At 24.5% G+C, this 13,858-nt stretch carries 13 protein-coding genes; 7 read left to right on the top strand and 6 right to left on the bottom strand.

Going from position 1 to position 13,858, the window contains the following annotated elements:
• On the top strand, nucleotides 1–633 hold a 633-nt coding region (locus tag MBBAR_RS10295), incomplete at its 5' end, for a hypothetical protein (RefSeq protein ID WP_080460504.1).
• A 621-nt stretch (nucleotides 634–1,254) separates the two neighbouring features.
• Here MBBAR_RS10295 and MBBAR_RS06580 read toward each other — a convergent pair.
• The 5 genes from MBBAR_RS06580 to MBBAR_RS06560 all read right to left on the bottom strand — a co-directional run bounded on the left by MBBAR_RS06580 (nucleotide 1,255) and on the right by MBBAR_RS06560 (nucleotide 7,263).
• Nucleotides 1,255–1,521 (bottom strand): TfoX/Sxy family protein, encoded by a 267-nt coding sequence (locus MBBAR_RS06580; RefSeq protein ID WP_080460503.1) that lies wholly within the window; start codon nucleotides 1,519–1,521, stop codon nucleotides 1,255–1,257.
• 45 nt (nucleotides 1,522–1,566) lie between these two features.
• Entirely contained in the window at nucleotides 1,567–2,577 is a 1,011-nt protein-coding gene (locus MBBAR_RS06575; protein ID WP_080460502.1) for an SPFH domain-containing protein, read from the bottom strand.
• A gap of 142 nt (nucleotides 2,578–2,719) precedes the next feature.
• Nucleotides 2,720–3,151 (bottom strand): NfeD family protein, encoded by a 432-nt coding sequence (locus tag MBBAR_RS06570; protein WP_080460501.1) that lies wholly within the window; start codon nucleotides 3,149–3,151, stop codon nucleotides 2,720–2,722.
• A 161-nt stretch (nucleotides 3,152–3,312) separates the two neighbouring features.
• Nucleotides 3,313–3,783: a flavodoxin family protein gene (locus tag MBBAR_RS06565; RefSeq protein WP_080460500.1), complete on the bottom strand. Its 471-nt coding sequence runs from the start codon at nucleotides 3,781–3,783 to the stop codon at nucleotides 3,313–3,315.
• A gap of 837 nt (nucleotides 3,784–4,620) precedes the next feature.
• Nucleotides 4,621–7,263 carry an ATP-dependent helicase gene (locus MBBAR_RS06560; protein WP_080460499.1) on the bottom strand — a complete coding sequence of 881 codons (2,643 nt, stop codon included), beginning with the start codon at nucleotides 7,261–7,263 and terminating at the stop codon, nucleotides 4,621–4,623.
• A 607-nt stretch (nucleotides 7,264–7,870) separates the two neighbouring features.
• On the opposite strand from MBBAR_RS06560, the gene MBBAR_RS10290 reads away from it, so the two are divergent.
• The 5 genes from MBBAR_RS10290 (at nucleotide 7,871) to MBBAR_RS06540 (ending at nucleotide 10,995) form a co-directional block, all read left to right on the top strand.
• Entirely contained in the window at nucleotides 7,871–8,035 is a 165-nt protein-coding gene (locus tag MBBAR_RS10290) for a hypothetical protein (protein WP_158082551.1), read from the top strand.
• An 11-nt stretch (nucleotides 8,036–8,046) separates the two neighbouring features.
• Nucleotides 8,047–8,712 carry a hypothetical protein gene (locus tag MBBAR_RS06555; RefSeq protein ID WP_080460498.1) on the top strand — a complete coding sequence of 222 codons (666 nt, stop codon included), beginning with the start codon at nucleotides 8,047–8,049 and terminating at the stop codon, nucleotides 8,710–8,712.
• A 158-nt stretch (nucleotides 8,713–8,870) separates the two neighbouring features.
• Entirely contained in the window at nucleotides 8,871–9,059 is a 189-nt protein-coding gene (locus tag MBBAR_RS06550) for a hypothetical protein (RefSeq protein ID WP_080460497.1), read from the top strand.
• Between the two features lie 291 nt (nucleotides 9,060–9,350).
• Nucleotides 9,351–9,959, top strand: coding sequence for a HEAT repeat domain-containing protein (locus tag MBBAR_RS06545; protein WP_080460496.1), 609 nt, complete (start codon nucleotides 9,351–9,353; stop codon nucleotides 9,957–9,959).
• 379 nt (nucleotides 9,960–10,338) lie between these two features.
• A complete protein-coding gene (locus tag MBBAR_RS06540; protein WP_080460495.1) occupies nucleotides 10,339–10,995 on the top strand; it encodes a hypothetical protein in 657 nt (218 codons plus the stop codon).
• Between the two features lie 76 nt (nucleotides 10,996–11,071).
• On the opposite strand, the gene MBBAR_RS06535 is transcribed toward MBBAR_RS06540, so the two are convergent.
• On the bottom strand, nucleotides 11,072–11,557 hold the full coding sequence (locus MBBAR_RS06535) for a pyridoxamine 5'-phosphate oxidase family protein (RefSeq protein ID WP_080460494.1): 486 nt from the start codon (nucleotides 11,555–11,557) through the stop codon (nucleotides 11,072–11,074).
• A gap of 362 nt (nucleotides 11,558–11,919) precedes the next feature.
• Between MBBAR_RS06535 and MBBAR_RS06530 the strand changes: the two genes are divergently transcribed.
• Nucleotides 11,920–13,455, top strand: a complete 1,536-nt coding sequence (locus tag MBBAR_RS06530; RefSeq protein WP_080460493.1) for a CARDB domain-containing protein — start codon at nucleotides 11,920–11,922, stop codon at nucleotides 13,453–13,455.
• The last annotated feature ends 403 nt before the right edge of the window (nucleotides 13,456–13,858 follow it).

The following is a 13,858-nucleotide window of genomic DNA, read 5'->3' as shown; positions in this document are numbered from 1 at the left end:
ACAATAGCTGATAGTGAATTAGAAATCACTATTGATGGTAAAAAACATTTAGTGAAAACCAATTACAATGGTTACTGGTATTTAACTTATAAACCCAAAAGCATTGGAAAAATTACAGTTGTACTTAATTTCAATGGTGATGCTAAATATTTAGGTTTCACTAACAGCACTAGTTTTGATGTTAAAAAAGGTGAAAGCTTTGTTAATGTTACTGTTAATGAAAATAAGGATGGTTCTGTTGATTTGATTGTTAAAGTAGTTGATGAAGATGGTGATACCATACCAGATTATAAAGTTGACGTTGAATTAGATGGTAAATACATAGGATCTGTGATAACAGACTCTGATGGAGTTGGAATATTCCATATACCCAATTCTAAACTTAAAACTGGTAAACATAAGATTACAGCTTTATCAGATAATGAAAATTACTTTAGTAATCTAACATTTGCTGAATTTGAAACCAAAAACAACAATAACACCAACAACACTAATAATACTAATGGCAATGACAATAAAACAACTGATAATCCAGTAGCAATAGCTACTATGAAAAAAACAGGAATACCAATAATAGCTATTATACTAGTATTGATAAGTATATTTGGAATCAGCTTAAGAAGAAAACAATAATTAAACATTTTTTTTTAGGAGGGCTTATTTATTTTTTTTCCTCCATATTTATATTTTATTATTTATATTTTAATTTTTATTATTATTTTTTATATTATTTTTGACTTTGTAGAAATCCTTTTTTTTTTAGCTTATTTGTGCTGATCTTTTTTTAAACAGATTTTAGCATTAATTATAAGTATAAATAATGAAATTTATATGTTTATTTTCATTTAAGTCAGTGATGCATTGATTTTTAAATTTTTTAATATAATTTTTCAGGCTTTTCAAAGTTAAAATCCGAAAAGATTTAATTGTCTTGAAATTAAATCATTAAACTGAGAGTATGTACTTTTGCGTTTTATAATAATATATATTCTCATTATTAATATTTATATCTTTTCAATCCTTAAATTTCAAAATAACTAAATATAAACCAAAATATAAAAATTTAAAGAAAAAAAAGGATAGTTTATTTGAAAATTAAAGAATAAATTTTTCAAAAAAAAAATGAAACTTCAAATATAAAAAATTAGGATTTCTACAAAGCCTAAAAATTATAAAAATTATAAGATTATAGAAATTACTAGAAATTATTTTAAAAATATTTTAAAAATAATTAAAAATGAAAGAAATAGTAAGCTATATATTACTATTCTTTATTGAGGAATAAAAATTTTTTAGGTTTTTTTTGTCTTCTTTTGAAAGTTCATGCCATCTAATCCTTTGTAAGGCTCCTTCTAAACCACAAAGTCTATTATAACATGCAGAACTATCTATTTTTCTTATTAATAACCATGCTTCTTTAGAACCTATATTTTCCAATTCTTCAATTGTTTCTATGCCTATTTCATTTAATTGGCTTTCTAAAACTTTTCCAATATTTGGTAACTTTGATAGTTCTCCCATTTTAATTCACCAATGTTTTAATTAGTCTTTAATCTATAGATATTCTTAGTCCATAGATTTTTTAGCTTTTTTGGATTGTTCTTCAACTTTTTTCATAATTCTATCAATCTTAGGGTCTTTATCTTTTTTAGAAATTTTTTCTTTTTTATTAATATCTTTATCATTAAATAATTCTGCAATTCCACCAATAGAACCAAGTATTCCAGACATTTCTGCAGGGAGGAATATTTTTGTAGAGTTTCCATCAGCTACTTTTTCAAGAGCTTCTAAATATTTAATTGCTATTAAATCATTTGTAGGATTTCCTTTGTGGATTGCATCATAAACATCTACTGTAGCTTCTGCTTGTCCTTCTGCAATAGCTATTTCTTCATATTTTTGTGCATCAGCTACTTTTTTAATGGCTTCTGCTTGTCCTTCTGCTTCAAGAATAGCTGCTTGCTTGTCTCCTTCAGCCCTTTTAATTTCAGATTGTTTATAACCTTCTGCTTCAAGAATTGCAGCACGCTTCATCCTTTCAGCTTTCATTTGTTTACTCATTGCATCTACAATGTCTTTTGGAGGCTCAATTCTTTGAATTTCTACTCTAACAACTCTTGTTCCCCATTTATCTGTTGCTTCATCAAGAACTTCACGGAGATGTGTGTTTATCATTTCTCTTGAAGTAAGTGTTTGATCAAGTTCAAGATCCCCTATAATATTTCTAAGGTTTGTTTGAGCTAATTTTGTTATAGCTTGATAGAAGTTTACAACATTATAAACCGCATTAAAAGGATCGGTTACTTCATAAAATATAACACAATCTACTATAACTACTGTGTTATCTTTTGTAATAACTTCTTGTGGAGGGACATCTACTACTTGTTCACGAAGATCTACTTTTCTTATAGATTCAATAAAGGGTATTAAAAATACTAGTCCACTTTCCACAGTTCTTTGGTATTTACCAAATCGTTCAACTACAGCTTTTTCATAGGGTCTTAATATTTTAACTGATTTAAATGCTAGGACAAATACTATGAGTATTAATATAATAACTATTATTAGATAATCCATTTTATTCACCTTTTTCTAACTTAATTTGCTAATCCGACTATAAATTATATATGAATAATTTATATAAATATATAAATTATACAATATATAAACTATATAAATACTACTTGTATAAATATATTAAAATATCAACAGCAATATTTTATTCTTTTTTTCGCACTATTAGTCGAACTCCTTTAATTTTTTCAACAACTACTTCTTCTCCAACATCAATATTCTCGTCAGATATAGCTCTCCAAAGTTCTCCAGAAATTTTTATCATTCCTGTATTTTCAGGATCAATAGCTTCAGTTACTAATCCTTTTTGTCCAATAAAACGGTCTGTAGTGGCTTTTTTAGATGGTGATCCTTTTGTTAATTTTCTAGCAAGAGGTCTTGATATAATTAAAAATATGATTGTAAATATTGCAAAGAAGACTAGCTGCATAATTGGATCAAATCCAAGATAATTTGCAATTGCTGCTGCGATCCCTCCAACTCCTACTGACATTAAGTAAAACCCAGTAGTAATTAGTTCTAGTAATAAACATATCGCTGCCAATACTATCCAAAATTCTAATGAAAATGTTATCATTTTTTCTCCTTACTTAAATTAAGTATTATTCTGGTGACTGATTAATATTTAGGTTAATATTTAAATTGGTGTGTATTTAGATATTTTTAAATATTTTTAGATATTTAGATATTATCTTTATTAAATATTTTTAGATATTATTTTTTAAATATTATCTTTATTTAAATATTATTTTTAATATTTTCAGCAAACTCATGTATCTTTGTTTCATATGAAGCTTCTAAATCCTTTTTATTTAGAGAAAGTGTTTTTAAAGGTTTTCTAGATACTAGTTTTTCCATATTCTCAAAAGTGTTTCCTTCGTTTCCACCACATGTACAGAAAAAAGCAATGTTATTAAATTTTTCTTTATTTTCTTTTAAATAGGCTAAAATCGGAGTTGACATTGTGCCTGCCCAAACAGGAGTTCCAATTATTACTAAATCATAGTTTTCAGGCTTTTTTTCTATTTCTTTTATATCTGCTGGAACACTCCTCGCAGCCTGAAAACCAGATATTAAATAAGAAATAGGGCCTGAACGATTTTTTTTATCAATAATTTCTTCTAAATCACAGTCTAACTCTTTTTTTAATTTATTAGCAACTTTTTCTGTTATATTGGTTCTTGAGTAATAGGTTATTAAAATATTCATGATATATTATATCATTCTTAAAATATTTATTTTTTCTTATAAATTATATTTTATATTACAAATAATATTCCATAATTATTATAAATCATATTTCATAATCTTTTATTATAAATAATATTCTTCATAATTATTATAAAGCATATTTTTCATATTAATCGAATTTTCATATTTATTGTTAATTATTTTAGTTTATTACTTTTTATTTGTATGTGTAAGAAGAAATTTAAGTTTTAGAATGTAATATAAGCATAAAATGTATTTTGTTGAAAAATTATATTAAAAATAGCTATAAAATTATAAATTGTTTGTTGATATGAAGTTATTTATAAAATAAGTAATATTAATTTTATAATATTATATAGTAATAGTATAAAAATTAGTAAAAGATAAAAATTTAATGAAATATAAAATCTTTATTTAAAAGATAAGATCTTTATTTTTCAGATAATTATTGTAAGAGAAGTTATGATTCCTAGTTTTTCCCCGAATTATTATAATAACTATTAATATTTACTAATTGAGAAGTGATCAATTTTTTTAGTAATTTTTAATAATAATCATATAACTAGGAAATACTTCTCCTACACATATTTTTTAAGACTTTTTTATTATTTAAACTTTCCGTTGCTATATTGATTAGATGATATAATATTGTTATTTATTAATATTTTTTATATTAATTATTAATTTTTTATTAGAATATTCTTCTTTTTCATTAGTAATATTTTTTTTATTAATATTAATATTCTCTTTATTAGTAGTACTCTTAATTTTCATTAGTAATATTTTTTTTATTAATATTAATATTCTCTTTATTAGTAGTACTCTTAATTTTCATTAGTAATATTCTTCTTTTAATTTGTCTTTGATCTTTTCTAAAATAGCTTTGTGCATTCTTTTTGAAAATTCTGCCTTGTCTGTCTGTGTTAAAACATCTAAATATCCTTGTGAAACAAGATTAAATGCAAATGGGGAGGGGATTACTGTGTTAATTGTTTTTATTTCTAATTGTCCGCTTTCTATCCATTGAAGAACTCTTGTTGCATTTTTAACATCCATAAAATCTTCAATAACTTCTCTTCTAGCTTCTTTAAGAATTGAAAAGTTATCGTCCATGTCTTCTACGAATTTAAGAAGAATCTTACCTCTTACTTGTTGTCTTCCAACAGATTTATCATGTCCTTTATATCTTCTAAGAGTCATTAAAGACCTTCCTGCACAGTGTCTAAAACGACTAGCTAAAGTTTCAGTTTTACTAATAGCTTGTATAAGAATATTTCTTAGGTTTTCTGAGCTTAGTTTTTTAAATGCTTCAAATCCTCCCATTTTTTTGTCTGAACTTAGATAAAATCCATTGTCTGATATAGATATTGTAATATCAATATTACTTTTTTTAGCTATAATGTATGCTATTGCACGAGAGAGTGCATCATTTACTTGTCTACCAAAAAGTGAATGGAATATAAGGAACTTTCTTCCACCAAAACCACTATAATATTCAATCAATAATTTTTTGTTACTTGGAATTTGAGCATAAAGATACTGTTCTTTAAAATATTCATATATAGAATTAGCTGCAAAATCATCAACATAAAGATATTCATCTAAAAAAGATAAAATTTCATCTTTTGATCGTTTATATTCAAATTTTCCATCCATTATAGCTCTAAACCTTTGAATATCAAGGGCAAGGTCAAATGCTAATGGAAGTTGCTCTGAAAACCAAGAAGGTATTGTTGGAGGTCCACTGGCTGGTGAAACATTGATGGTCATTCCCCTACCATAATTAAATCTATATATTCCTCCTCCAAGAACAAATGTATCTCCTTTTTTAAGTTTTTCCATGAAATCTTGTTCAATTCTCCCTATAACTTCACCATCACACTTTACAGCAACACCACTACTATCAGGTATTGTTCCAACATTGGTAGAGTATAACATTCTAGCTAATCTTCCTCTTTTACCAAATTGCTTTTTTTTATAGTCAATCCAGATTTTAGCATAAACATATCTCTCTTCCAACTCCCCATATTCACCTGCAAGATAGCTTAAAACATCTTCATAATCATCACGACTTAAATCCTTATAACAATAGCTTTTTTTAATTACATCATATGCATAATCAATATCCCACGGATTTTCAATACTCATACCATAAATATGTTGAGCTAATACATCAAGAGCATTATGAGGGATTTTGATTTTATCAATTCTTCCTTCTTTAGCATTTTTAAGAAGAACAGAGCATTCAACAAGATCATCTCTATCAGTAACAATAATTCTGCCCTTAGACTTTTCATGTAATCTATGCCCACTCCTTCCAATTCTTTGAAGTGCTCGGGATACAGATTTTGGAGAGTTTATAAGTATAACTAAGTCGATATAACCAATATCAATTCCAAGTTCAAGGGATGTTGATGAAACAACAGCTTTAAGCTTACCTTCTTTTAGTTTATCCTCTGCCTGTAGACGAATTTCTTTTGAAAGAGAAGAATGATGTGCCATTATATTATTGGAGTTATAATTTTCAGAAAACATCTTTTTAAGATTATAAACAAGACTTTCTGTTCCTCGCCGAGTGTTTGTAAAAATAAGAGTTGTTTTATGTTCCATTATTAAATCATCAACAAGATTATACATTGCAAGTCTTGTTTCTTCTGCATCTGCAACTACAATATCATCTACTGGACTTAACACTTCCATATCTAACTCTTTTAAGTAATTAACATCAACAATAAGACAATCTCTTTCTATTCCATATTCATATCCAACTAAGAAGTTAGCTATCTTTTCAAGTGGTGAAACTGTAGCAGAAAGTCCAATTCTTGTATAACCTCCTATTAAATGCTGTAATCTCTCAAGTGATAAACTAAGATGAACTCCTCTTTTGTTTTCAGCTAATGAGTGAATTTCATCGATAATAACATATTTAACATTACTCAGCTTTTCTCTAAACTTTGGTGCTACAAGCAGAATAGCTAATGTTTCAGGTGTTGTAATCAAGATGTGTGGAGGTTTTTTTAACATCTTTGATCTTTCATATTGACTTGTATCTCCAGTTCTAACAGCTTTTCTTATTCCAAGACCTTTTTCGGTTTTTTTAGGAGTTTTTTTGTAAGTTGCTCCATTTTTTATAGCTATTTCTTCTATTTTTTTTAGAGGTTCTTCTAAGTTTTTCTCAATATCATTATCTAATGCTTTGAGAGGTGAGATATATATGCAGTAAACTTTATCTTCAAGTTCTTTTTTTTCTGCAAGGCTTGTTAGTTCGCTGATAACTGATAGAAATGCTGTTAATGTTTTTCCAGATCCTGTTGGTGATGAAACAAGTACATTGTTTCTTTTATGAATATCCACAATAGCTTGTTTCTGTGATGGTGTAAAATCTTCGAATTCATTATCAAACCATTCTTTTACCCATGGATGAAGAATCTTATAGATTTCCTTTTTAGAATAATTTTCAGTCTGTTTTTTTATCATTTTATCCTAGATTATTTTATTTTAAATATAAATTTTCAATACTTATTTTGTTTTTATTATAATTAGAATTTTTCTATTATAATTTTTTATAATTTAGTAAATTTTTTATTAGTTTAATTAAAATTAATAATCTATTGTTTTGTTTTTTCTTTTGTTTTTAATTATTTAATATTATTTTTAAATGTTTCTTAGATTATAACTGTTTTTTAACTTTCTTGTGCATTTTTACTTTTTTAGTTATATTTTCAAGTTATATTTTCATTAACTTAATTGTTATAATATTACTATTTTTTAGTATTTATCATCGAAATTATAATCTTTTTGAATATACTTATAAAGATTTCAACAAAAACTTCACTGAGCTTTTAAAATACACTTATACTGGAGAAAAAATAGAATTCAATGAAAATTTCACAAATATTATTAATTTGCCTCTTTCAGAGCCAATAAAAACTATTTTCATCATGCAAATGAAACAATTATAAGGGATGAAAAAATAAATATAATGAGTTACTATCCACCAGAAATTAGTCCTGGATTTGAATTATTGGTTAAATAAAAAAATAATTATCCAATAGTTTATGAAAAATCAGCTTATGGAACATTCATGACTGCATTAAACACTATATGGTTAAGTGATTCTAGTGCGTATGTTTTAATGGATGAATTAAATGTTTCCGGATCTAGAAATGCAGCTAACGACTATGCCATTAATTATATGGCTGAAACATGGTTTAATAACATTTTAGATAAACTAAAAGTTCCTAGCTAAGGAGTGAATATATGAGTTCGATTGTGTTATATGTTTTTTTAGCAATGATTATTGGAGTAGTTTTTTATCATTTTGAAGATAAAATTTTATCTTTTATAGAAAAAACTTTAAATGTTAAAATTAAAAGGGGAAACTGTAAAAGTTTGGATTGTTATACATATTTTGGTTTAAATATACTGTTATCCTTAATACTTATTATTTTTCTCTTTTGTTTATACTTTCCAGTAGTGATCGACACTAATAACTTCCCAGTATTTGTAGGTTTTATATTCATGTTTTTATATCCTTTAATATTCATGATGATCCGTAAAAACACTTTTAATGAGAATACAATTAGTTATGCAGGATTAGGACATTCTCCTTGTAATATGCTTGAAAAGTGTACTGGCTACTGCCCTATATGGTATTGGTTACTTTCTTTGATAATAGGGGGTTCCGCTACTGTTTGGGGGTTTTCAATGCTGAACTTTCCAGAAATACCATTATATGCAGGGTTAATAATTTTATTTTCAGGTTTAATCTCTCAAACTGTCATATTATTCCCAGATATTATAGATAAATTTGTTTCTGTTGATATGAAAACTATTAAAGGATTAAAATTAATGTTAATAATAACTGTCCTATTGTCTATTATTTTAATAGCTTTGAGAGTTATTATAATAACCTTTTTGATATAGTATTTTATACTGTACTCTCATTTTTCTTTATATTTTTGTTTTTATTATAATTTTATGAATATCTTTATTATGCTATGATTCGATTGGAGTTGTTTGTGCAATTCTTGTTCAAGGTTTGAGATTTTATTATTTCAATTTGTAATTTTATTAATAACTGAGTGGATGTTAAAGTTAAATCAAATTATAATAAAAATTCAAGTAAAAATAATAAGAAAAAGCTAAATTCTTCTATTAAAGCTTATAATTCTGCTAACAAATTTCATGGCTGTGCTAAAAATAATTATAAAAAATTTAAAAAAGCATATACTAATTATAAATCTACTGCTTCTTTATATAAAAAAGTATAATCTTTGTAATAATAAAATAGTTTAAATGAGTTTAATTTTGATTTAGACACTTAGATTAATAAATATATATTAATATAGTATAAATTAATAAATATTTTTAGTTTTATATTATTATTTGTACTGTGATTATATATTTTTAGTTTTTAATTATATACTTATATTTTATATATATCTTTATAGATATCTTTATAATACGCTTTAGATATTTTACAAATATTTTTTAGATATTTTATAAATATAATTTTATAAATATATTTATTATTTAATTATCAATTGTTTAGTGGTGAGATTATGACTAAAGATCAAGAAAAGTTATCTGTGGATGAAGCTATATCCAAATTATCTGATGATGATGTTGAGTTGAGAAAACTTGCAGTTAATAGTTTAGAGGGAGTTGAAGATGAAAAAGTAATAGAGCCTTTAATCATGGCTTTGAATGATGAAAATACTCCTGTAAGACATAAAGCTGCTGAAAATCTTGGAAATTTAAATGGAGAATTAGGAGATTTAGCTGTTGATAGGCTTCTTGAAGTAGCAGATAATGAAGAAGGAGAGTATAAAAGATTTGCTTCTTTTGCTTTAAAAGCTTCTGGTAGTGATAAAGCTATTGATTACTTTTCTAAAAGTATTAATGATGAAGATTTTGGTGTTCGTAAAGTTGCTGTAAGGTCTCTTGGTGAGTTAAAAGTAACTAGTAAAATCGATGATATTGAAAAAATCATGTTAGAAGAAGAGGATTGGGGTGTTCGTCTTGCAGCTATAAGGGCTCTTGGTGATATGGAAGTTGAAGAAGCTATAACTCCAATTAAAAAAGCTAGAAGAAAAGAAAAAGACAAAGACTTTAAAAAAGCAGCTAATAAAGCAATTAAAAAGATTGAAAAATCTATTAAAAAGAAATAATTCTTTTTAATTTCTTATTTTGATTATTTTTTATTAATCCTTTATTTTATTATTTTTATTAGTCTTTTACTTTATTATTTTTATTAATCTTTTATTTTATTATCCTAATTGTTTTAATTATTGCAGTATTTTAATTATTTTTCTACATTTTCTAGTTTCAGCTATTTTTTATTTTTTTATTCTAATTATTCTAATCACTAATTATTCTAATTATTTGCATTGTTTCGATTATTTTTGCATAATATTTATATACTACTATAATAAATATTTAGGTATACCTAAATTTATTTAGGCATGCCTAAATTTTTGTCTAGATATTTTTATCATATTTAGTTCAATTTATTTTAATTGAATTTTAGGGCTTTTTGGTGATTAAAAAATGATTAATAAACGTATAAACTCTGATAGAATTTTTAATCCTATTTTAAATAATCATAAAGGGATTAATTTAAATAATAAAAATAAATATGGGAATATTTCAAGTTGTAAATGTAACTCGACTTGTTCTTGTAATGGCAATTGTGGAAAATCATGTAAATGCACTAAATTTTATGCTGAAGATGATGATAAATTAGTATTTTTCAATGATGATAGCTATGCAGTCTATAGATTAGGAGAATGGAGAAATAATTATAAATTAAATCTATTAGGAATAGATAATGAAATTCCTGCTACTCAAATAACTAAAAACCAATCATTAAATATTATCGATGAAATTCGGAAATATAATTTTAATTTCAAAGGATTTAGAATTAATGGAATGGTTGGATTAGCTATTAGGTTCAATGAACTACAAAATGAAGATGTTGGTGAATTAATAGATACTGAAGAAAAAGAATATTATAATATTAAAAATGAGTTGAACAAATTAAAATTAGAAAATCCCTCTGATTTTATTGAAATAAACAATGAAAAATTCCTTATTTATAAATTAAAAGAAAATTGTCATGGTGCTATTTTATCAAAACCTGTTAATGAATTTACAAGAAAATATAGTACCGTTTATTTAAGCAAAATAAAGCTAAGTGGTATTTGATTGAATATGAATAATTAATAATTAAAGTTATAAAAAACAGTTAATAAATTCGTTATTTAGCTTAACGCTATTTAATTTATTTTCTAATTGAAGATTTTCCAGTAATTTCATTAACAGATAATTTAAAAACTGTTGTTTTTTCAACTGCCTTTGATTTGAAATCATAATTACTAAAATTATTGCTTGAGTATTGTTTCATTATATATTTCAATCCTTTTAATTTCTCTTCCTCTGGCAATATACTGATTTTTCCATTTCCACATACACTTTCAAAATTCATGCTATAATTACATGGATTACTACCTTTAATTAATTCTGTAGAACAATCCATTTCAAATCCTGCTTTATCATTGTTTTTAATAATATCTAATTTTTTACCAGTGTTTGCTCCATGAAAGTATAATTCTAATTCTGATTTGTTTTTATCATAATAATATCCAAAGTTAAGAGGGATTATATAAGGGTATTCATTATCAAATAAACCGATTCTTATTATATCGCATTTTTTAATAATATTAATCATATTATCTATATTTTTTACTTCCTTATCTTTTCTGTTCATATTTTAGCTCTTTATTTATATTTTAGCCTTCTATTCATATTTTATATCTAATTTATATCTATTATGATTTAGAATGTATTTTATTTCTTAATAATTTTGTTTTTAATTAGATTTAGGTTATTAATAGTTTTAATATTATTTTTAATAAACTTTATATTAAACAAAATATAATTTAAATATATGCTATATGATGAATAATTCATATCGAATAATTATATAAATAATTTTGTTAATTTAACTAGTTAGCTATTATATTTAACTTAACTAATTATAGTTAATTAATTAGTATATCTAATTTAGTTGGTTATATTTAATCTAGCTGTTTATATTTAATTTAAATATTTATATTTAAAGGGGATAAAATGAATAGAAATTATATTTTAGTAGTGATTTTTGTTTTGGGAATATTTGTATGTTTAAATGTTGCTTCAGCTGCCCCATCTAATTTAATACATGTAAGTCCAAATGGGAATGATGTAAACAGTGGAATGTCTGAAAACTCTTCTAAGGCAACACTTTCAAATGCTATTGATAGTGTTGGCTCTCAAGGAACGATACTTCTTTCTAGTGGAGTATATAAAGGTGAAGGTAATTATAATATTACAATTAATAAGAATTTAACTATAAAAGGTACTAATAGCAATAATAAATCAATTATAGATGGTCAAAATTTATATAATTTGATTAATATTAATAATGGATCAATTGTTAGATTTGAAAATATTGTTTTTATTAATGCTTATCGAGATACTAATGGTGCTGCAATTTATAACGCAGGGGATGCTACTTTCATCAACTGTTTTTTTAATAATAATTTTGCAAATTGTAATGGTGATATAGCTTGTTCTGAAGGTGGTCGTGGTGCAGCTATATTCAATATTAATGGGAATCTTACTGTTTTAAATTGTTCTTTTACAGATAACACTGGAAGTATGTATGGTGGAGCTATTAACAATAGATTCGGTGAAAAAGTTATTATAAACAACTCTGCTTTTATAAATAATAAAGCTTATAGTGGTGGAGGAGCAATTGACACAAATGGTGGGAAATACATGCTTATAACAAATTCTCTATTCATTGGAAACAACTTGTTATTATTTAATGGTTTAATTGGTAGAGATGGTGGAGCTATAGTTAATAAAGAAAGTAATCTCACTGTTAACTACTGTGTTTTTTATAATAATTATGATTATTATGGAAACACAATCTTTAATAATGCAGGAAACACTAGTGCTGATTTTAATTTTTGGGGAACTAATGATAACATAAGTAGCTTATATAGAGGATTTAATGTTAATAATCATTATAAATTATTAATAAGTCCAACAGTGGCTAACAATACTCTCAAAATAGGAGATAATTTAAATTATAACACTTATTTTTCTTTAAACACAGATGGATCTAAAAAAGGAATCGAAAATTTACCTATTTTTAATATTAGTGTCTATAATAATGGGAAATTATTAGGAGAATTTAGTACAAAAAACATCCATGCAAAAACAACTAAATTAATGTCTGATGTTTCCACTTTAACTATTAAATTATTTAACTCTACTGTAAGTAGTTATGGATATAAAGCTAAAAAAGTTTCAGCTACTAATGCAAAAACTCATAAACCTGATTTGAAGATAGTTAAAATTATAAGAAAGAATAATAAGTATTATATTAAAGTTAAAAACATTGGAATTACTACCTCAAATAAAAATTATCTTGGAGTTTATAGTAAAGGTAAATTAATTAGTAAAATAAAGGTGAAATCTTTAAAAAAAGGTTCTTCAACTGTTTTAAAGTTAGCTTTCAATAAAAAATATTTAAAGCTATTGAAGAAATTTAAAGTAGATTATAAGAATCAAGTTAATGAATTAATCGAAAATAATAATATAGCTATTTATAGATAATTTTTTTTTATTGTTTTTAACTTTTAATTTTTTTAATCTATACTATTCTTAGTTATATACTATTTTAAATTATAATATTTTAAAAATTATTTTAAAAATTATAATATTTTTAATTTTTAATTTTTTCATAATTTTATAATTTACACAATATAAAATTTAGGTATACCTAAATATTTATATACTATGAGAAACAATACTATAATTGGTGGTGTAATCCTCCAAAAAATTACATCATATCACTCAACAAAAGTTCTTAAAACTATAGTACAAAGGTTATTAGTTCTTTCATATGTCATCTTAACTACTTATTTTCTAAACCTTTGCTATAGGTTTAAGAGCTACTCTCTTTTCTTCTTTAATATTCAATTTTTTTTAATACTTAAATCTAAACAAAATATCAGTA

The organism is Methanobrevibacter arboriphilus JCM 13429 = DSM 1125 (genome assembly GCF_002072215.1).
Classification (GTDB): Archaea; Methanobacteriota; Methanobacteria; order Methanobacteriales; family Methanobacteriaceae; genus Methanobinarius; species Methanobinarius arboriphilicus.
This window is presented reverse-complemented; position numbering and strand designations above follow the sequence as displayed.